23 protein-coding genes are annotated in these 20,869 nt (G+C 31.7%); 17 read left to right on the forward strand and 6 right to left on the reverse strand.

Annotated features, from left to right (window positions below):
* The 9 genes from PHC28_RS02375 to PHC28_RS02415 form a co-directional block, all read left to right on the forward strand.
* Window positions 1–400, forward strand: a 400-nt coding sequence (locus tag PHC28_RS02375; RefSeq protein WP_300096384.1) for a hypothetical protein, incomplete at its 5' end; no start/stop codon positions are given.
* A 16-nt stretch (window positions 401–416) separates the two neighbouring features.
* The gene (locus PHC28_RS02380) at window positions 417–650 is read left to right on the forward strand and encodes a hypothetical protein (RefSeq protein ID WP_300096385.1); all 234 of its coding nucleotides are present in this window, start codon (window positions 417–419) and stop codon (window positions 648–650) included.
* 31 nt (window positions 651–681) lie between these two features.
* A complete protein-coding gene (locus PHC28_RS02385) occupies window positions 682–1,020 on the forward strand; it encodes a lipocalin family protein (RefSeq protein ID WP_300096386.1) in 339 nt (112 codons plus the stop codon).
* Window positions 1,021–1,039: 19 nt separating this feature from the next.
* Window positions 1,040–1,909, forward strand: a complete 870-nt coding sequence (locus PHC28_RS02390; RefSeq protein ID WP_300096387.1) for a WG repeat-containing protein — start codon at window positions 1,040–1,042, stop codon at window positions 1,907–1,909.
* A 178-nt stretch (window positions 1,910–2,087) separates the two neighbouring features.
* Window positions 2,088–2,339 (forward strand): WG repeat-containing protein, encoded by a 252-nt coding sequence (locus tag PHC28_RS02395; protein ID WP_300096388.1) that lies wholly within the window; start codon window positions 2,088–2,090, stop codon window positions 2,337–2,339.
* A 5-nt stretch (window positions 2,340–2,344) separates the two neighbouring features.
* Window positions 2,345–2,647 carry a hypothetical protein gene (locus tag PHC28_RS02400; protein ID WP_300096389.1) on the forward strand — a complete coding sequence of 101 codons (303 nt, stop codon included), beginning with the start codon at window positions 2,345–2,347 and terminating at the stop codon, window positions 2,645–2,647.
* Window positions 2,648–2,896: 249 nt separating this feature from the next.
* Complete coding sequence (locus PHC28_RS02405; RefSeq protein ID WP_300096390.1) at window positions 2,897–3,514, forward strand: TauD/TfdA family dioxygenase; 618 nt, start codon at window positions 2,897–2,899, stop codon at window positions 3,512–3,514.
* A 144-nt stretch (window positions 3,515–3,658) separates the two neighbouring features.
* Window positions 3,659–5,017 carry a T9SS type A sorting domain-containing protein gene (locus PHC28_RS02410; protein ID WP_300096391.1) on the forward strand — a complete coding sequence of 453 codons (1,359 nt, stop codon included), beginning with the start codon at window positions 3,659–3,661 and terminating at the stop codon, window positions 5,015–5,017.
* A gap of 4 nt (window positions 5,018–5,021) precedes the next feature.
* Complete coding sequence (locus tag PHC28_RS02415; RefSeq protein ID WP_300096392.1) at window positions 5,022–6,374, forward strand: T9SS type A sorting domain-containing protein; 1,353 nt, start codon at window positions 5,022–5,024, stop codon at window positions 6,372–6,374.
* Window positions 6,375–6,577: 203 nt separating this feature from the next.
* Here the strand turns inward: PHC28_RS02415 and PHC28_RS02420 are convergent, their stop codons facing one another.
* Complete coding sequence (locus PHC28_RS02420) at window positions 6,578–7,579, reverse strand: DUF2971 domain-containing protein (protein WP_300096393.1); 1,002 nt, start codon at window positions 7,577–7,579, stop codon at window positions 6,578–6,580.
* A gap of 80 nt (window positions 7,580–7,659) precedes the next feature.
* On the opposite strand from PHC28_RS02420, the gene polA reads away from it, so the two are divergent.
* The 4 genes from polA (at window position 7,660) to PHC28_RS02440 (ending at window position 12,202) form a co-directional block, all read left to right on the forward strand.
* Entirely contained in the window at window positions 7,660–10,518 is a 2,859-nt protein-coding gene (gene polA, locus PHC28_RS02425; RefSeq protein WP_300096394.1) for a DNA polymerase I, read from the forward strand.
* A 69-nt stretch (window positions 10,519–10,587) separates the two neighbouring features.
* On the forward strand, window positions 10,588–11,013 hold the full coding sequence (locus PHC28_RS02430) for a DUF1493 family protein (RefSeq protein WP_300096395.1): 426 nt from the start codon (window positions 10,588–10,590) through the stop codon (window positions 11,011–11,013).
* Window positions 11,014–11,018: 5 nt separating this feature from the next.
* A complete protein-coding gene (locus PHC28_RS02435) occupies window positions 11,019–11,411 on the forward strand; it encodes a hypothetical protein (RefSeq protein WP_300096396.1) in 393 nt (130 codons plus the stop codon).
* A 62-nt stretch (window positions 11,412–11,473) separates the two neighbouring features.
* Window positions 11,474–12,202 carry a nicotinamide mononucleotide transporter family protein gene (locus PHC28_RS02440; protein ID WP_300096397.1) on the forward strand — a complete coding sequence of 243 codons (729 nt, stop codon included), beginning with the start codon at window positions 11,474–11,476 and terminating at the stop codon, window positions 12,200–12,202.
* On the opposite strand, the gene PHC28_RS02445 is transcribed toward PHC28_RS02440, so the two are convergent.
* Window positions 12,197–13,222 (reverse strand): LacI family DNA-binding transcriptional regulator, encoded by a 1,026-nt coding sequence (locus tag PHC28_RS02445; protein WP_300096398.1) that lies wholly within the window; start codon window positions 13,220–13,222, stop codon window positions 12,197–12,199. The two genes, PHC28_RS02440 and PHC28_RS02445, sit on opposite strands and share 6 nt — an antisense overlap.
* Window positions 13,223–13,387: 165 nt before the next feature.
* Window positions 13,388–14,881: a hypothetical protein gene (locus PHC28_RS02450; RefSeq protein ID WP_300096399.1), complete on the reverse strand. Its 1,494-nt coding sequence runs from the start codon at window positions 14,879–14,881 to the stop codon at window positions 13,388–13,390.
* Window positions 14,882–15,159: 278 nt separating this feature from the next.
* Between PHC28_RS02450 and rplM the strand changes: the two genes are divergently transcribed.
* The 4 genes from rplM to tsf all read left to right on the forward strand — a co-directional run bounded on the left by rplM (window position 15,160) and on the right by tsf (window position 18,001).
* Entirely contained in the window at window positions 15,160–15,615 is a 456-nt protein-coding gene (rplM, locus tag PHC28_RS02455) for a 50S ribosomal protein L13 (protein ID WP_300096400.1), read from the forward strand.
* On the forward strand, window positions 15,615–16,001 hold the full coding sequence (gene rpsI, locus PHC28_RS02460; RefSeq protein WP_300096401.1) for a 30S ribosomal protein S9: 387 nt from the start codon (window positions 15,615–15,617) through the stop codon (window positions 15,999–16,001). The genes rplM and rpsI overlap by 1 nt, the downstream gene beginning before the upstream one ends.
* Before the next feature lie 230 nt (window positions 16,002–16,231).
* Window positions 16,232–17,059, forward strand: a complete 828-nt coding sequence (gene rpsB / locus PHC28_RS02465) for a 30S ribosomal protein S2 (protein WP_300096402.1) — start codon at window positions 16,232–16,234, stop codon at window positions 17,057–17,059.
* A 117-nt stretch (window positions 17,060–17,176) separates the two neighbouring features.
* Complete coding sequence (tsf, locus tag PHC28_RS02470; RefSeq protein WP_300096403.1) at window positions 17,177–18,001, forward strand: translation elongation factor Ts; 825 nt, start codon at window positions 17,177–17,179, stop codon at window positions 17,999–18,001.
* 82 nt (window positions 18,002–18,083) lie between these two features.
* Here tsf and PHC28_RS02475 read toward each other — a convergent pair whose 3' ends face one another.
* The 3 genes from PHC28_RS02475 to PHC28_RS02485 all read right to left on the reverse strand — a co-directional run bounded on the left by PHC28_RS02475 (window position 18,084) and on the right by PHC28_RS02485 (window position 20,852).
* Window positions 18,084–19,112: a LacI family DNA-binding transcriptional regulator gene (locus PHC28_RS02475; RefSeq protein WP_300096404.1), complete on the reverse strand. Its 1,029-nt coding sequence runs from the start codon at window positions 19,110–19,112 to the stop codon at window positions 18,084–18,086.
* Window positions 19,113–19,194: 82 nt separating this feature from the next.
* The gene (locus PHC28_RS02480; protein WP_300096405.1) at window positions 19,195–19,662 is read right to left on the reverse strand and encodes a DoxX family membrane protein; all 468 of its coding nucleotides are present in this window, start codon (window positions 19,660–19,662) and stop codon (window positions 19,195–19,197) included.
* Window positions 19,663–20,297: 635 nt separating this feature from the next.
* Entirely contained in the window at window positions 20,298–20,852 is a 555-nt protein-coding gene (locus PHC28_RS02485) for a hypothetical protein (protein WP_300096406.1), read from the reverse strand.
* Between the last annotated feature and the right edge of the window lie 17 nt (window positions 20,853–20,869).

Raw genomic sequence — 20,869 nt, forward strand, 5'->3', positions numbered from 1 at the left:
TGGCGCCGATTTTTATAAAGATTTATTTTGCGAAAATCCAACTATTAAAAGTGAACAAACTAATATGATTCAATTTTTGGATAGAGAAAACGAAACAATAGGTAGAATATCTTTAGATAAAACTAACGGAAAGTACTTAATATCTGATATTTCATTTCGATTTTATCCAACGCAAGAAAAAATTGAAAAATGCAAATTAGCTGGAGAAAAAAATTGTCGCAAAGTTTCAAATACAAGCGAAATTAAGAAAAATGAAACCTCCGAAATTCAAAATAACACAAATGAAATTAAAGAGGAAAACAACAATCAACCTAAAGAACATTCAAATTCTAAAGCTTTAAATAAAATTAAAGAAGCAAAAAAAGGAATAAAAACACCTAAAATTAAACTCAATTTTTAACTTAAAAATAATAATTATGAATGTAGCCGATATTTATGGAAAAATTCAATTGGTAGATAATTTTGCCGATTATAAAGTAGAAGTCGTAGATAGTTTTGCCGATTTACACGTGCAAAAAGTAGATTGCTTTGCAGATGCAGCTGGTAAATGGGAAATTGTAGATAGTTTCGCCGATTATAAAATTCAGCTGGTGAACAGTTTTGGAGATTTTAAAATAAAATTTGTAGATAGTTTTCCTGGAGTACAATAACACATTTCAACAACTTAAAAATCAATATAAAATGAGAAATTTAAAATACTTATTTATAGCATTCGTGTTTATTGCAACTGCTTGCGAAAACAAAAAAAATAGCGAAAGAATCATTGGAACTTGGGAAATCGTAAAAGCAAATGGTTCGCTTGACGATTTGAATATTGGCACACAATATCTTTTTGAAAAAGAAAGTTTAACATTTTCTAAAGACGGATTCGATAATAAAGCAAAATCTGAAATTACTGATTCGACTTTTACGTGGGACAACGGAAGTATGAAAATGGATTATACCTATTCTTTTGAAGGCAGTAACTTAATTGTAAAATTAAAAGGAAGCGACCAAGAGTTTGTTTTAGAAAAAAAGTAATACTACTTTCAGGAACATTATGAAACTAAAATCTCTATTGCTACCACTTTTTTTAATTTTAAGCATCTCTGTTTTTGCTCAAAAAACATTTACTTGCATAGACGATTTTGGAAAAGAACTTTTCAAAATTGATGCTGAATTTGTTTATGCCTTTTCAAACAATCGTTGTGCTTATAAAAAACAAATGGGTAACGAATGGAAATGGGGATTTATAGATGAAAAAGGAAACACCATCATTGAACCAAAATATGATAAAGTATTGTCGTTTTCTGATGGCGTTACTTGGGCAACAATCGAAAATCAAGAAATGCTATTAGATACTTTTGGCGAACGTATTCAAACAAATGAATACTCTAAGGTTGGTCAGTTTATTGAAGGAATGTGTGCCGTGTATCAAGATGATAAAATGGGTTTTATCAATACGTCTGGAATTGAAGTCTTACCTTGCGAATTTATTGGAAGCCCTGCTTTTTCAGAAGGTTTAGTATGCTTATCTTTAGCAAATAGCACAACTGAAAATTATGGTTTTTATGACAAAAATGGAAAATTAGTCATTCCACATCAATTTAAGCAAGCTGGTTTTTCAAATTTTAAAAATGGGGAATGCCGAGTAAAATTAAACGGAAAAATTTGTTTAATTGACACACCTGGAAAACCAACTTTTATTCCAAAATTAAGCACAAATATGGATAATTTTGAAAACGATTTATCGAGAGCATATACAAAACCTAACAGAATAGGTTTCGGTTACTTCAATCGTGAAAATCAATGGGTGATTAAACCTATTTATACAAATGCTAATTCTTTTTTAAATGGTTTCTCAATTGCAAAAATGAATGATAAGTATGGGGTAATAAATACAATTGGTAAAAACAATTATTCCATTTGACTATTCAAATATTTATTTAGCAGACCAAAAGTCTGCAAAGTTTTAAGAGTAAAAATAATTCAACCGCAGATTCGCAAATTAAAAACCAAATCCGTATAAATAATCTGCGAATTTGCGGTAAAATTTTTTAGAACCTGAAAGGAAAAATGCACTAAAGTGCATAGTTTTAACTACAGCTGTGACCAATAAAGATGGCTATTTTGTTTGTGAGAAAGATGAAAAGCGTTTCTATATTAACAAAGAGAATGAAGTATTTACAAAAGAACTAGTACAATACATTTTAAGTCGAAATTTTCATTCCATCTTACCTTATAAATCAATAGATGGGAAAATGGGTTATTTAGATTACAAAGGAAACGTTTTCATAGAGGCAAAACACACAAAAACATATCCTTTTTATGAAGGCAAAGCTTGGGTACAAAAACAATAATAAAAATGGAAATAGCAATAAATTATCAAGGAGATTTAGGGACAGGATTAGCAAAAATTCAAATACAAGAAGATGCTAATTTTTTGCAATTAATTCAGCTTTTTCACGTAGCTATTGGAAAAACAGCAACTTATACCATTCAAGCAGGAGTTCCACCACATCGTCATTCTATAAACGTTACTTATGAATATCTCATTTTTTATGGTGATAATCAAATTGAAGATTTTAAATTGTGTTTAAATGAAATCCCAATTTGTAATGGCAACACTATTACTTTAATAGTTGAAGGCGGTGGAAAAGTGGATTAATATAAGCTATACAAACCTTTCGGAAATAAGTAATAGCTAAAATTTAATGTCGTATTTTAATGAATTCCTTTGCCACAGATTTCACAGATTTCACAGATTAGCACAGATTAATTCGTTAATTAGCTTAAAAATCTTTTTAATCCTTCTAATCGGTGGCAAAAACTCTTTTTAATAATTGCGACATTATATCTTTCTCGCTACTTAGCACCAAAAGTTAATAAACATTTAACTATTGGCACTATTCCTGTTTTGGTAAAAAATTTTGCTCCAGCAAACAATGAAGAAGCATATATTTCATTCATAAACAAAATTGGAAAACCTATACAAGAAAAAAGAAACTTTAATTCTAAGGAGGTTTTTGATGTAAAAGTTAGTAAAAAAAATAGCTTTTTTAATTCCTATGCCAATTCAAATTTAGACTTTTCTTGCCATACAGATTGCTCTGATTTTATAGAAATTCCAAATTGTATTAGTTTATTCTGTTTAAAACCAGCTCAAAAAGGTGGCGAAACAATTTTTTGTAATTTACAAACAATAATAGAAGCTTTACCAGACAACCTTTTACAGTTTTTACTAAACCATACTTTCCAATTTAGACACATCAAAAAAACCATACTTCAAAAAACAACTTACGGATACAAAATATCCTATAATCGTTTTGTGATTGAAAGTTATAGCGAAAAATTAACCGAAATAGAGCATCAGAATTTAAACGAATTTGATGCTATTTTAAAGACAAAAGCCACTATTTTAAAATTAGAAAAAAACGATGTTTTTTTGTGTAGAAACGATGTTTTTTTACACGGAAGGCTTTTTTTTGATAAAAATTCAACGCGATTACTAAAAAGAATCCGATTCGAAATATAAAATAGGCATACTATATTTTCCGTTCACCAACAAAAAACAACTCTTTACCCTTGTTTTTTTGACCTTCACTAAATAAAATAACCATTCATTTATTTGTATATCAGCAGTTTGTATATTTACTAATGTTAATTAAAATCAAATATTATGAAAAAACAATTACTATTTTTATTCTTAATTCTTTGCAATACTACTATAAATGCCCAATGTTGGAGCGTAGTAAGTTCAAAAAACTCAAACAGTGTTTTTGGAGTTCAAAACGATGGCACATTATGGGGTTGGGGTGACAATGCCAAAGGGCAACTATGCGATGGAACTACAACTAGCAAAAATACTCCAACACAAATTGGGACAGATACAAATTGGAGTTCAGTTGTTACAGGAATTGGTCACGTTATAGCTTTAAAAACTGATGGTACACTTTGGTCGTGGGGAGTCAATAATTGGGGACAATTAGGCAATGGTAATTATGTAGATTCTACAACTCCAGCACAAATTGGTAGCGATACTGACTGGCAAACTATAAGTTCAGGAAAAGATCATACTTTGGCATTAAAAACAAATGGAACCTTATGGGCTTGGGGGAACAATGGTGCTGGTCAATTAGGTGACGGAACTTTGGTTAAAAAAAATACTCCAGTACAAATTGGAACAGATACTAACTGGACAAAAATAAAAACAGGAGAAAATTTTTCCATTGCAATAAAAACAGATGGCACAATTTGGTCTTGGGGAATAAATTTACGAGGACAACTTGGTCAAGGAAATACTACAAATAGAAATACGCCAACTCAAATAGGAACAGATACTAACTGGAGTACTACTGATACAGGAAGTTTTCATGTTATTGCATTAAAAACAAATGGTACAATTTGGACCTGGGGATTAAATTCTTCTTATCAACTAGGTGACGGAACAAATGTCGATAAATTAATTCCAACATTAATTGGAACTCAAACTAATTGGACAAATGTTGGTGCAGGAGGAGCAACTTCATTTGCTTTGGTAAGTGGAAATGTTTTTGCAGTAGGGAGTAATATTTTTGGGCAATCTGGAGTCAGTTTAACACAACCTAACTTATTTAGTTTCACTGCGATTGGTTCTGATACGAATTGGGCAAAAGTTGAAGGAGGTCTTTCGTTTTCAATAGCCATAAAAAATAATAGTACATTATATACGGCTGGTGATAATTCATCTGGACAATTAGGAGATGGTACTTTCGTACAAAACAATACGTTTACACAAGTTAGTTGTCCTTCATTAAAAACAACAAATTTTGATGCGATTTCATTCCGTTTCTACCCAAATCCAGTTCAAAACTTACTAAATATTTCAAGTAATTTAGAAATAAAGTCGATTGAAATATATAACCTTCAAGGTAATAAAATAATTACTACGTCTAATAAACAAATTAATGTTTCAAACTTAGCTTCAGGAGTGTATTTAGTTAAAATACAAGACGAATACAATTTAATTTCAACCCAAAAAATAATTATAAATCACTAAATTAATGAAAAAAATTACCTTATTATTTTTATTCTGCGGAATAATTTCGAATGCACAGTGTTGGAATTCAGTAAATTCAACAAATTCTCAAGGCACATTTGCCATTAAGGACGATGGTACAATGTGGGCTTGGGGGAAAAATGACTATCATCAATTAGGTGATGAAACAACCGTAAACAGAAATACAGTTGTTCAAGTGGGTACAGACACAAATTGGGCAACGGTATCAGCTGAAATTTATAGTTGTTTAGCTATAAAAACAGATGGTACATTATGGGCTTGGGGAGATAATTTTTTTGGACAATTAGGGAATGGTACATTTTCGAGTTCAAATACTCCTACTCAAATAGGAATAGATTCTAATTGGCTAACAATTAGTGGAGGAAATAGGCATACAATTGGTTTAAAAACAGATGGCACGCTATGGGCGTGGGGAGATAACACATCAGGACAATTAGGCGATGGCACTCTTGATACCAGAACCTCACCAACTCAGATAGGAACTGACACTAATTGGGCGAAAATAAATTCAGGATTTTATTTCAACCTTGCCATTAAAATGGATGGAACTTTATGGGCTTGGGGGAATAATGGTTCTGGACAATTAGGTAACGGATCAACTACAAATAGCAATATACCTATTCAAATTGGAACTGATACCAACTGGAAAGATATTGCCGCTGGAAATAGTCACAGTGTTGCCGTTAAAATGGATGGAACTTTATGGGTTTGGGGTTATAATGCAATTGGACAATTAGGAGATTCAAGTTTTACTGACAGACTTATCCCTACAATGATTGGAACAAATACAAATTGGAATAGTGTTGGGGCTGGAAGTAATGTTTCTTTTGCCATTAATACAAATGGAAATCTTTTCGAAACAGGTTTTAATTATTATGGAGAATTGGGCGATGGTACAAACAGTGGGAGAAATATTTTTACAATGCTGGGAACGGACACTGATTGGCTAAAAGCAGAAGGTGGACAATCTCACAGTGTTGCCTTAAAAACCAATGGAACTTTATATACTGCCGGAGATAACCTGTTCGGACAGTTAGGTGATGGAACCAATGTACAAAACAATACATTTACAGCAATTAGTTGCCAAACATTAAAAACGGCAAATTTTGATGCAAATTCATTCAACATTTACCCAAATCCAGTCCAAGATATTTTAATAATTTCGTCAGACAATTTTGATATCGCAAAATCTGAAATTTTCGACATTACGGGCAAAAAAGTAATGGAAAGCAAACAAAACATATTTTCAGTTATCAATCTTCAAAATGGTATTTATTTAATTAAAATAGCCGACAAAGAAGGTAAAATTACTAATCAGAAATTCATAAAAAAATAAAAATAATATTTTAGTTGTATTCTACACGAGCTCCACTTTTTTGGAGCTCTTTTTTTTAAAATAAAACTTTACCTTTGTTTTTGAATCAAAACATTATCAATGTCACAAAAACGCCTTTTTCTGCTCGATGCTTATGCTTTAATCTTTCGTGGATATTTTGCCTTTATTAAAAACCCAAGAATCAATTCGAAAGAAAATTTAGTTTAGTATGACACTTTCTTGAACTCAACTTCAACCGAATGAATATCAAACCTTTTAATTACAATTTGAAATTCAATATCTTTTTCAATAATATCTCCCTTTTCTATTCGGCCAATTATATAAATTTTATCATTATATTTCTTAAGTATTTCATCAATAAAAACTAACAAATTTTTATATTCATAATGTTCTTTTTTAAAAGTAAATTTTTTAACTTTTGAATATTCATTACTACATATAAACCTATCTTCCGAGAAAAATTTTTCTGCTAAAAAAATTCTAGAGATTGATTTCGCATCATATTTTAATTTTCGAAATGACTTGTCTTTTAATGGCACATTTGATTTGGCAATAATTCTCCATTCATCTTCGTACTCCCATAATTTATCTTTAATTGCAATTGTGTACATAGAGGGAATATTTGAATTAAATTCTCTATACACACCTGAAATTTTATAGGAACAATGCTCTAGCAAATCAATCTTATTTAGATTTTCATAAGAAATTGGATAAACATATTTTGATTCGATATGTACGTTATTTTCTGTAATACTTTTTATCATAATATCACTATCAAACTCAATACAAAACCCTCTTTCATTAGTATAATGAGGCCAAAACAAATTATTTTGATATTTTTTTGTCAGACAGAAAACCCCTCTATATTCAAAATATTTCTCATAGTATTCATTACAAAAATTATTTTTCTCCTTCAACTCATTAAATTCTCTCCCATCTTCTTTCATCATTTTAAATAAATTGCAAAAATCCCACAATTTCAAATTCCCTTCCATAGTATCATTTAATTGATTAGGATGAGAGATATAAATTGATGTATTTTCAAATGAATTTACTGAATTATCATTAATCTCATAATATTTGTATAATTCTAAAGGTAAGTAATTGTCTTTTAAATCAATATATAATTGCTCATTTTCATCCAGTTCCAATGTTATTCTTTTCAATTTTTTAGGACTTGCCTTTTTACTTCTTTCTACCATCATATTTTTTACTATTTACAAAAAACAAACAAGTTATAAAGATAAGTTTTTATATTTTTACATTCTTCTAAAAATTTATTTCAATGTCACAAAAACGCCTTTACCTTCTCGATGCTTATGCTTTAATCTTTCGTGGTTATTTTGCTTTTATTAAAAACCCAAGAATCAATTCTAAAGGAATGGATACTTCCGCCATTATGGGATTTATGAATGCTTTGATGGATGTTATCAAACGCGAAAAACCAGATCATTTAGCTGTAGCTTTCGATAAAGGTGGAAGCACCTATCGCTACGAAATGTACCAAGAATACAAAGCGCATCGCGATGAAACTCCTGAAGCCATAAAAATTTCGGTTCCATATATTCAACAATTATTGAGGGCAATGCACATTCCTATTATAGAAGTTGCTGGTTTTGAAGCAGATGATTTAATAGGAACTTTAGCCAAACAAGCAGAAAAAGAAAATTTCAAAGTCTATATGGTGACTCCTGATAAAGATTTTGCCCAATTGGTTTCCGAAAATATTTTTATGTACAAACCCGCTCGAATGGGCAATGACATCGAGATTTGGGGAATCCCAGAAGTTCTAGCTCGTTTCGAAATCGACCGTCCGGAGCAAGTAATTGATTACTTGGGAATGATGGGCGACGCTGCCGATAATATTCCTGGATTGCCTGGTGTTGGAGAAAAGACAGCCAAGAAATTCTTGAAAGAATACGGTTCAATGGAAAATTTATTGGCTAACACACATCAATTGAAAGGAGCCATAAAAGACAAAATCGAAGCCAATGCCGAATTGGGTTTATTGTCCAAAAAATTGGCTGCCATTCTGCTGGATTGCCCAGTAACTTTCAATGCCGAAGACTACGAACTCTCAAAACCTGATGTTGAAAAAACGGATGAATTATTTCAAGAATTGGAATTTCGCCAGATGAAAGCCCAGTTCGACAAATATTTTGGCACCGGAAAAGAATACGACGAAATTGACACGAATGGAAATGGAACTCACAGCGAAATACCAGAACCAACCAAAAAAACTCCTGCCAAAAAAACGAATGAAGATCAATTTGATTTATTCGGTTTTTCGGATGAAGAAAGTGGCGAAGTAAAATCGAGTTCGCATTATGCAACACTAGAAAACACCGAGCATTTTTACCAAAGTATTCAAGGAGATTTTGCCGTGAAATTGCTTTTGCAAAACTTGATGAACCAAACTTCAGTTTGTTTTGATACTGAAACCACTGGAATTGACGCTTTGAATGCGGAACTCGTAGGAATGTCATTTTCTTTCGAAAAAGGAAAAGCATTCTACGTTCCTTTTCCAGAAAATCAAGAAGAAGCACAAGTTTTGGCAGACAAATTCAAACCTTTTTTTGAAAGTGAAACGATTGAAAAAATTGGTCAAAACATCAAATACGATTTGAAAATCTTGTCGCATTACGGAGTTCAAATCAAAGGGAAATTGTTCGACACAATGATTGCGCATTATTTGATTAATCCCGATATGCGTCACAATATGGATGTTTTAAGCGAAACTTACTTGAAATATTCGCCAAAATCAATTGAAGATTTGATTGGTAAAAAAGGAAAGAATCAAAAATCGATGCGCGATGTGGTTTTGGAAGAAATCAAAGAATATGCCGCCGAAGATGCCGATATTACTTTCCAATTGAAACAAAATTTCAGCCCAATACTTGACAAAGCCGAAACCAAAAAATTATTTGATGAAATCGAAATTCCGTTGATTCCCGTTTTAGCAGCAATGGAATTGGAAGGAATTAATCTAGATGTCCCATTCCTTAAATCGATGTCAGTTGAAATGGCTGCCGAAAGCAACGCATTGGAACAAAAAATATACGAAACCGCAGGCGAGAAATTCAATTTAGCTTCGCCTAAACAACTCGGCGACATTTTATTTGACAAATTGAAAATTGGCGGAGCGAAACAAAAGAAAACCAAAACCGGTCAATATGCCACTGGCGAAGAAATTTTATCTTATCTAGCGAATGACAACGAAATTGTTCGCGACATTCTCGAATGGCGACAAATGGTCAAATTACAAAGTACTTATATTGATGCGTTGCCGAATCAAGTGGATGCTAAAACGGGTCGTGTTCACACCGATTATATGCAAACTGTTGCCGCTACAGGGCGTTTGAGTTCTAATAATCCGAACTTGCAAAACATTCCAATTCGCACTGAAAGAGGAAGATTAATCCGAAAAGCATTTATTGCTCGTGATGAAAATTACACCTTGGTTTCTGCGGATTATTCACAAATAGAACTGCGAATTATTGCTGCTTTGTCTGGCGAAGAAAATATGATTAAAGCGTTCCAAAATAACGAAGACATTCACAGAAGTACTGCCGCAAAAGTATTCAATGTGCCATTAGAAGAAGTGACTAAAGAACAACGTAGCAATGCTAAAACCGTGAATTTCGGGATTATTTATGGGGTTTCTGCTTTTGGACTTTCTAATCAAACCTCTCTATCTAGGAAAGAAGCAGCGGAATTGATTGAAGCCTATTATACAACGTATCCAAAACTAAAATCCTATATGTCAAACCAAGTTGATTTTGCCAGAGAAAATGGCTATGTCCAAACGGTTTTAGGAAGACGACGTTATTTGAAAGATATTAATTCTGCTAATATGATGGTAAAAAGTGGCGCGGAACGAAATGCGGTAAACGCACCAATTCAAGGTTCAGCCGCTGATATTATCAAGATTGCGATGATTAATATTCACAAAAAATTAGTTTCCGAAAATTGGAAATCGAAGATGTTGCTACAAGTTCACGATGAATTGGTGTTTGACGTTCACAACTCTGAACTAGAAAAAATTCAACCGATGATTAAACACGAAATGGAAAATGCTTTTATACTAGATGTTCCGCTAGATGTTGAAATTGGAATGGGGAAAAATTGGCTGGAAGCGCATTAAAAAAGTTAGCAGTGTTCAGTTTGAGCAATTTTGTCATTCCGTAGGAATCTCATAAAACTTATACAAATAATGAGTAGGATAACAGAAGAAGAAATAATTCAATTCTTAAAAGAAGAAACTTACGAAGATTCAATCACATCTTACACTGATATTTTCAATGATTGTGGAGTTAGTGGAGATGATTCTCACGAATTGATTGAAAAATATCATAAAAAATATAACGTAGATATGTCAAACTACTTGTGGTATTTCCATTGTGATGAAGAAGGAACGGGAAGCATTGGTGGTATGTTTTTCAAAGCTCCATATAAAAGAGTAAACAGAATTCCAGTTACACCAAAGATGCTAACTGAATTTGCAAATTCGAAAAAATGGAAAATTGATTATCCTGAACATAAACTATCAAAATATAGGTATGATTTATTAATTAATCAAATTCTTTTTTTAATTATTCTTATCTGGCTAATTTCTATTTTAGCACGTAAATATTTTTAAAAAATATGACCGAAGATTTCAAACCTCCAATTAAATCCAGAACAACAGAAGAATTGTTAGCAATTGCTGGCGCACCAAAAAAATGGAATGAAAGAGCTTTGAAATTAGCATTAGATGAACTTTACAATAGAAAAGTTGACACCAAACAAATTGACCAAGCAAAACACCTTGAAAAACGACAAGTTGAATTTGAAGCTTTAAAAAAAGCGAAGAAACGATCCAATTTCTTTAGTTATAATCCTCGTCACTTATTTATAAATTGGGCTGAAGTTTTTATGTTTTTATTTTCTTGGGAATACGAAAAAGATGGATTTTTATATAAAGCCAAAATTCAAAGAAAGTATAGACCAATCATTATAATAGTTATTGTAGTTCTAATAATTTACAGTTCAATTTGATATTGAAATAAAAACAGGGAAATTGGACATTAATCTTTCTATATTTGCCTAAACACAATTAGATGATCTCACTTTCCCTTTCTGAAAAATCGATACAAACTATCAAATCGATAACCAATAGCACTTATTTGGACATTATTGGTTTAATCATTGTTGTTACTGCATCTATTGTTTTAGGATATTATAAAACGGTTTTCAATTTTACCTTTCAGCATCAGAAATACGCTTTTTATTTAGGCTACATTTCTATTCTGAACACTAGTTTTTCGATGATGGGAAATCGATTGGTTACCAAGAAAAATAATATTGGAAATTTCATTACCACTTGCAATACTTTCCTGAGTGGTTCTATTGATTATTTATTGGGAAATGCTGGAGCAATTCTAACCTATCCCGTTTCGTTTATTGGAAATTATGTGGTTTTCAAAGCTTGGAAGAAAAGCAAAGTATTACGCTCTATCGATTTTATATTCTATAGAAATATAATTTTAGGTTTTTTCTTTTCTTTTGTCTTAAATTATATTGCCTTCAAATATTTATCTGAAAAACCTATCGATTGGAAGTTGTTTTTTGCCATAACTATTCCCGCAGGACTAACTTTTGGAGGCACTTTCAACACGGCACGAATGTATCCTGACAATTGGTTTATGTGGCAATTTTACAACTTAACAAAAGCCATTCAGAATCTAATGTTAATGAATATTGCAAATGTTGCCAAATATACATTCTATTTTTTCAATGCCATTTTGGGCTATATTACTTGGAAAGACGATAAGAAGAAAGAATTATAACTTTCTAGTAGATTCTCTTTCTCTTAATTCGGTTTTGATAATTGTAGTTCTAAAAGGAAGGTTTTCTTCTTTACTTTCCAATCTTTCGATAAGTAATTTTGCGGCTGCTTCGCCAATTTCTGGGCCGTGTTGACTTACAGTAGTTAAGCTTGGAGATAATCTTCTTGAAGCAAGAATTCCATCTGCAAATCCTAAAATAGAAAGATTTTCGGGAATATCAAACCCTTTTTTAAGTCCTATTCGCAAAGCAAGAACAGAGTCATTTTCTTCTAATGCAAAAATCCCATCAATAGTATTGTTTTCAAAAACACTTTCAATTTTATCTTTTAAATCATCTTCAGAATCCGTTCTAAGAATCAAATTTTTATTTATTGGAATATTATTGTTTTGTAATGCTTTTAGATAACCTTCAACTCTTAGCTTCCCAACGCTTAAATTATCTATAGATGAAAATAATGCAATATTCTTGCAACCTATGTCTATTAAATGCTGAGTTGCATTAAGTGCTGAATCAAAATCATCAACCACAACTTTGTCACAGTCCACTTCTCCAGCTATTCTATCAAACATCACTATTGGTGTTCCGTCATTTATAATTTCTTTGAAATGATTGTATTCATGTAATTTTTGAGCTTCTTCGGAAACTGACAAAATAAAACCATCTATAGTTCCGTTGCTCAACATTTCCAAGGTATTAATTTCTTTTTCTAATGATTCATTTGAAATGCAAGTAATCACATTATATCCTTTTTCTTCTGCAACTTTTTCAATACCAGTAAATACTTTGGCAAAAAAGGAATTTAAAATATTTGGGATAATAACACCAATTGTTTTTGTTGATCTGTTTTTAAGATTCAGACCAATTACGTTTGGCTTATAATTTTTCAGCTTAGCGTATTCCTTGATTCTTGTTTTTGTTTGTTCACTAATTTCGGGGCTATCGTTAAGTGCTTTTGAAACTGTAGAAACAGAAACATTAAGTTCTTTTGCAATTTGTTTTAGAGTTGCTTTAGCTTTCATAAGATAAAATTAGTTTTAAAATGCTAAAGTAATAAAAAACCACCGAATAGAATCTTTATCTAAATGATAAAATAATAACAAATAACTTTATTCCGTAAAAATTTAACAGAATAAAGTTCATAATGCTGTTTTTTAAAATCAATTACGCAATGTTCCTAATCTAAATTACCATTTGTCGGAGGGAAAAAGTAATTTATTTTGGTTAGAATTCAATAAGAGTTCGTAGATTTTCGGAATCTGATTTTGAAACCGATTGCTTATTTCTAAAGGAATATTGATCCTAGAAAACGGAACTGTTTGAATGTATTCTTGATTTAAACCTGCATTTCTTCCATATTTATAATCATAGGTAAATCGCTGACCGTTAGCCTCGGTTATCACTTCTGCGTTTTTCAAATTAGGAATACTGATATAAAAATCGGCTTGCATTTCTTTATCGAATTCGTTTAATAAGTTTTCTTGATTTAAATAATTATACACTTCTTGGGCTGTAAATACTGATGGATCTATCAATTGCACGTTCTCCGAAAGAAGATTTCTATATCTATATTTTCCATCCACTTTTACATTTCTTAATTCAACCAAAACTTTCTGAATTTCTTCAGTTAAAAACGGATAATGAGTACAGCCTAAAATCAAAGTCTTTAATGGAAGTGCATCTGGTGTTGCTCTCATTTGTTCGAGCAAGGAAACTAAGTGATACCGAACATAATTTTCAGGCGAGTTAATTTGCATAATACTACATTGGTCCGAAACCTTACTATCACATAACATTTTGTAATTAGAAAAGTCAAAACCATAAATTTTCAATAAAGTTTTATTGATGCTTAAATTATTTTGTTCTAAACTTGGTCCTTTATATAGGTCTCTGGGTTGAGTCGCTTTTTTGTCAATATAATTCAAATCTTCGTCAACAGCTTCTGCTAAACCAACTCCCCCTTGGCTATAGAATTGAATATTTCCTTCATATTTTTCAGATACAATTAATTTTTTCAACGCATTTGTATATCCATTAGAAGCTACAGTTCCAGCAGTTGCAAAAACGCCAATACTGCCACTTTCTGATTTTTTGAAAGTAGCCAAAGCTCCTTTAACACCCGCATTTATCACCCCAATAACCTTAACATTAGTTTGCGTTTGATTTAGAAATTGTTCAATATCGCCTAAACCATAAGCTGTTGCTGTTTTACAAGCCACGACTAGAACCTTAATTTGTTTTTTATTGGTAAACAACTCGTTATTATTGTAGTATTTATTTCCCAACAAAAACTGAGCGTCCTTAATAATATGTTCTTTAAGCAAATCCGTTTTATTCATTGCTGCATAATTCCCGTAAGGCATATTAGCTTGATCCGCCAAATAAATAAAATCCTCCGAAGAAAAATCAGGAATTCCATCAGCCCCTTTTTGATGCGTTTTATTATTGTATAAATCTAGTGTCACGATGGCATTCAAAACGGTAAGACCACCTGTGCCGGAATCAAAAACACCTATAGGCATATTGGATTGCAAAGCTGGATATTGCTTGAAATTAATGTAATAGAAACTGGTCGTGTCTGATAGAATGGTTTTTACAATGGGTAAATCCTGGGCAAATCCAACGTTGAAACCTATAACTAAAAGGGCAAAGTTGTAAAAAAAGGCTTTAGAACATTTCATATACAATAGAATTAATTCAAATCAAAAATAAAACAAATCATCAAGAATGACGTCAAAAATAAAATAATTTGAGTCCTACTCTATTAAAAAAAAAATGGACAGAAAACAGAAACTATTTATAAAAAGAAAACAAAATAAAAAAGGGAATAAAACCACTCCCTTTATATGCTGATAATCAGAATAAAATAAACTTTTGCGACAATTTGCATTTCAAAAAAATAATTGTACTTTTGCACTCCCTTTATTGGGAATGGAATGTTTAATTAAAATAAATTATTGTGAACGCATTAAGCTACAAAACAGTATCAGCAAGCAAAGCAACCGTATCCAAAGAATGGATTGTGGTAGACGCTGACGGTCATAACTTAGGTCGTCTTGCATCAAAGGTCGCTATGATCCTTAGAGGTAAGTACAAGCCAAGTTATACACCACACGTGGACTGTGGAGATAACGTAATTGTTATCAACTCAGAAAAAATTAACCTTACAGGTAACAAACTAGACGAAAAAACATACGTTCGTCACACTGGTTATCCTGGAGGACAAAGAACTTTAACTGCTAAAGTATTACAGGCAAAAAACCCTGCATTATTAGTAGAAAAAGCAGTAAAAGGAATGTTACCTAAAAACAAATTAGGAGCTGAACTTTTCAGAAATTTAAATGTTGTTGTAGGATCAGAGCACAAACAAGGAGCTCAAAAACCTAGAACTGTTAACCTAAACGATCTTAAGTAATGGGAGTAATTCACAAAATCGGTAGAAGAAAAACCGCTGTTGCACGTGTATATGTTTCAGAAGGAACAGGAGTTATCACTGTAAACAAAAAACCATTCGCAACTTATTTCCCAACTGCTACTTTACAATACAAAGTGATGCAACCAATGTCTATGACTGAAAATGTAAACAACTTTGATGTAAAAGTAAACGTTTACGGAGGAGGTTCAACTGGTGAAGCAGAAGCTGTAAGAATGGCTTTAGCTAGAGTAATGTGTGAAGTTGGCGAGGGAAACAGAGCTATCTTAAAACCAGAAGGTTTATTGACAAGAGACCCAAGAATGGTTGAGCGTAAAAAATTCGGTCAGAAAAAAGCTCGTAAGAGATTCCAATTCTCTAAACGTTAATATTGCCTGTCTTGTGCAATTCGTACAAGACATATTGATAATAAAATTTAAAAACAATGTTGTTGTTGTCCCAATGCGTTGGGAAATTAGTTTAGCATCTAAATGGGTTGAAAAGTTTATAGTTTATGGTTTATAGTTTATGGTTTCGAGATGAAACAACAAACAACAAACAACAAACAACAAACCAAAAAAACACATTGCTAATCAACAGAACGTAAACTAAACAAAAAATGTCAAACAAAGTAGAAGTAAAAGAATTACTAGAAGCAGGTGTTCACTTCGGACACATGACTAGAAAATGGGATCCAAATATGGCTCCGTACATTTATATGGAACGTAATGGAATTCACATTATCAATCTATATAAAACTGCAGCAAAAATTGAAGAAGCTAACGAAGCTTTGAAAAAAATTGCAGCATCAGGTAGAAAAATATTATTTGTAGCTACCAAAAAACAAGCAAAAGACATCGTTGCAGATAAAGCAGCAGCTTGTAACATGCCATACATCACTGAAAGATGGCCTGGTGGAATGTTGACTAACTTCGTAACTATCCGTAAAGCTGTCAAAAAAATGGCTACAATTGATAAAATGAAGAAAGACGGAACATTCATGACTCTTTCTAAAAAAGAGCGTTTACAAGTAGATCGTCTTCGTGCTAAATTAGAGAAAAACTTAGGTTCAATCGCAGATATGTCTAGACTTCCTGCAGCATTGTTCGTAGTAGATATCAAAGCTGAACACATCGCAATAAAAGAAGCTCAAAAATTAAACATTCCAGTTTTTGCAATGGTAGATACCAATTCTGACCCAAGAGAGGTAGAATATGTAATCCCTGCAAATGATGATGCTTCTAAATCAATTGACAAAATTTTAACTTTGGTAACTGCCGCAATAATCGACGGTCTTGCTAATAGAACTTCTGATAAAGAAAGTGACGCTCCAGCTGAAACTACTGAAGAAGTAGTAGCTGTTGTTGCTGAAGAAGTTGCTCCAGCTGTTGAAGTTGAAGTAGCAGAGCCTGCTGTTGAAGCGGAAGCTCCTGCAACTGAAGAATAAAAACATATTTAAAGATTGAAAAATTTAAAGATTAAAAAATTAGTGCATTCATAACAATTGAAATGCCTATTCAATCTTTAAATTCTTCAGTCTTTTAATCTTTTAAATTATAAAATTATGGCAACAATTACTGCTGCAGACGTAAATAAATTAAGAACAATCACAGGTGCAGGAATGATGGACTGCAAAAAAGCACTTGTAGAATCTGATGGAGATTTCGATTTAGCTATCGAGAACCTTCGTAAAAAAGGACAAAAAGTAGCCTCAAATCGTGCTGATAGAGAATCTACAGAAGGAGCTGTTATTGCTGTTGTAAACGCAGATAAAACCGCTGGAGTTATTGTTTCTCTTAACTGTGAAACTGACTTCGTAGGTAAAAACGAATCATTCGTTAAACTAGCTCAAGACTTAGCTGATTTAGCATTAAATTTTGAAACCAAAGAAGCTTTTTTAGCTACTGATTTTGGTGGAATCACAGTTGCCGAAAAATTAATTGAGCAAACTGGAGTTATTGGAGAAAAAATTGAAATTCGTTCTTTCGAAAAATTAGAAGGTGCTTTCGTTGGTTCGTACATTCACGCTGGAAACAAAATTGCTACTTTGGTTGCCTTGTCTGCTAACATTGCAGGTGCTGATGAAGTATCAAGAAATGTAGCTATGCAAGCTGCAGCAATGTCGCCAATTGCTTTGAACGAAGCTGGAGTTGATGCTGATACAATTGCTAAAGAAATTGAAATTGCAAAAGATGTTCTTCGTCAAGAAGGAAAACCAGAAGCTATGCTAGACAATATCGCTAAAGGTAAACTAGCTCGTTTCTTTAAAGACAACACATTGGTAAACCAAGATTATATCAAAGACAACAAAATGAGCGTTGCTACTTATGTGAAATCTTTAGATAAAGATCTTATTGTTACAGGTTTCAAAAGAGCTGCTTTAGGATAATTAATTCTAAACCTAATACTATCAAATCCCATTTCAAATATTTGAAATGGGATTTTTGTTTACAATAATTATTAGGATGAAATTAATTTGTCTTTAAACTCGATTCTCTAGCTATTACATTTGTACCTAGTTCAATTGTTCTTGGTGTAAATATCTTACCTTCTTTACGACAGTGCAATTCTTCGAGCAATAAAGTAAACGCTGCAACTCCCATTTCATAACTAGGTTGATCCACAGTGCTTAATTTTGGGGTCATTACTTGAGACATAAACCAATTACTAAAACCAATTACAGCAATTTTATTAGGGACTTGAATACCTTTTTCATTAAAATAGGCCAAAACACCGACAGCAACCAAATCTGTGATTGCAAAAATTCCATCGACATCTGGATGATCTTCAACAATTTGTTTAGCAAATTCAATTCCTTCTTCGAAAGTCACTTTTTTGCAAGTATAAATTAATTTGGAATCATAAGGAATTCCATTTTTTTCCAAAGTTTTTTTATACCCTAGAAAGCGATCAATAGAATTTTGAGGGTTTTCTGGCCCTCGGATATGTGCTATTTTTTTGCATCCTTTATCAATTAAATGCTGAACAGCTTCCATAGCGGCCTTTTGATCATTGATAATAACTTTTGAACTTTGAATTAATTTAGAAATTTTATCAAACTGAACGAAAGGAATTTGTTTACGTACAACTTCTTTGATATGAAAATCATTATTGGATTCATTAGATAACGACATCATAATCCCATCAACTCTTTTGTTGATTAAAAGAGCCACTTGTTTTTTTTCTAGCTCCAAAGACTCATTCGATTGAAGAATAATGACGAGATACCCATACTTATTAGCTTCTTCTATCACTCCATGTATAACATTAGAAAAAAAATGATGTACCACATCAGGAATAATTAAACCTATGGTTTTTGATTCTTTCGTCCTAAGGTTTACTGCAAAACTATTAGGTGTGAAATTGAGTTCTTCTGCCAGTTCAATTACAGCTTTTTTAGTTTTGGGACTAACGTCTGGATAATCCTTTAATGCTTTAGAAACTGTTGTTATTGAAATCCCCAATATATTGGCAATTTCCTTGAGGGTTGTCGCTTTCATATAATTCCTGAGTTAAAAAAGCTTCTTGTTTTTATTGTAAATATAACTTTTATTTTAAAACATTTACTTTATTTCAAAATACTTAATTTACATCAATTAAAATATTGTCTGGACTTAAATCCTTCTGCTTATATTTTCCAGCAATTACAAAAGCTGCCGAGATTATTACAAAGTTTTTAATAATATACTGACCCACTAATGTTGGACAATAAGGAAAGGCTTCAAAACAGGCTTTTTGCAAAATAAATACAGGGAAAAAAGTGGCAACCATATGCAATAAAAGCAACACAATTGTAATAGGAATAAAACGTTTAACAAGTATTCCAAGTCCAATTATTACTTCCCAAATACCAAGGAGAGGAACAAATATTTCAGGTTTAAACCAAAAAACCGTTTTTTGAACTAATTCTTCTGCAGGACTCATTCCGACAACTTTGAGTGCTCCGAACCAGACATAGACAATTGCAAGAGCAATTCTTAATAATAAAATACTATGTTTTTCCATTGTATTGCTAAAATTAAAATACAAGGTGTTGAATGTTGTTTTCATAATATGTGTTTTTATAAATTAAAATTTAATATTTACAGTCATTGATCTAAAAACTGTAAAATATCAAAAATGCTCTTTAATACAAAGAGACTTGATTCTGTTAATAGCTTGATTTTTTTTCATTATTGTCCGATAAAAAACATAAATTAAATTTAGAACTCAATGTTTATAGTACATACTTACAGGTCGCTCCCCTGGAGCTTGTTTTTGGCGACTTACTTTTTCTACAAACAGCATGTCCCAATGGGACTAAAAATGAGCTCCGATAGGAGTGGACTGTTTGTAGGAAATGGTGATTTTTGTTAAATAAAGCTCCAGAGGAGCGACCTGTTGATTATTCTTAAAATTTTATCGGACAACAATGATTTTTTTAATAAATATTTAAAAGATACCCGAAATTTTTGAAAAAATATAGATTTCATAAAGAAATCAAAGACAATGACCTTTTCAAGACAATTATGCCATTTTATAAAAAAATTGGAAATATAAAATAAATACTCACATATAAATCCCTCTTTGACTGCTGTCAAAATAAAAAATACTTAACAGCAATTAAAGTGATAGAGATATATTTCGTTATTGAATAGCAACTAGTTATAATTTAAATAATTAGCCTCATTAATAAGCGAGTAAAACTAAGTAGTTTTTGGAGGAGTGTACAATAATGTGGAATATCCCGAATGCAGCCCATCTTTTGTCCCCACAATAAATTTATCGACATCTGTTTGAGCAATAAATACAGGTTTATTAACATATAGATTGTCAAATAAATAATCGTTCAAACTTGATTTAAAAAGTTTTTTTAACGGTGTTTTACTTGTAGTAGTGGAATCATACGATTGACTATCGGCAATTTTTTCCAATTTAATTTTAGTACTATCTTGATGGTCATTTCTAAGATAATATAAATTGATAATATTATTTTGAATTCTTTTTTTGAAAATATGATAAGTAATATGGTTTATGGTAACATTTTCATTTACATACTCCATATTAGTATCTTCGGTAAATGAATATAAAGTAGCATTGAGTTGAATAACCTTGAACTCTGAATCTGGGATGTTTTGCATTTCAGAAACCCAGGTTTGCTCTTTTTCAAAGGCACACATCAAATAATAGCCCACTACATTATAAAATAATGTAATGGTTATTAGTAGAATTAATAAAAGTGTTGCCTTTTTTTTCATCATTTACACCCTAGCTTTTT

Origin of the sequence: Flavobacterium sp., assembly GCF_028712645.1 — a bacterium.
Lineage (GTDB): Bacteria > Bacteroidota > Bacteroidia > Flavobacteriales > Flavobacteriaceae > Flavobacterium.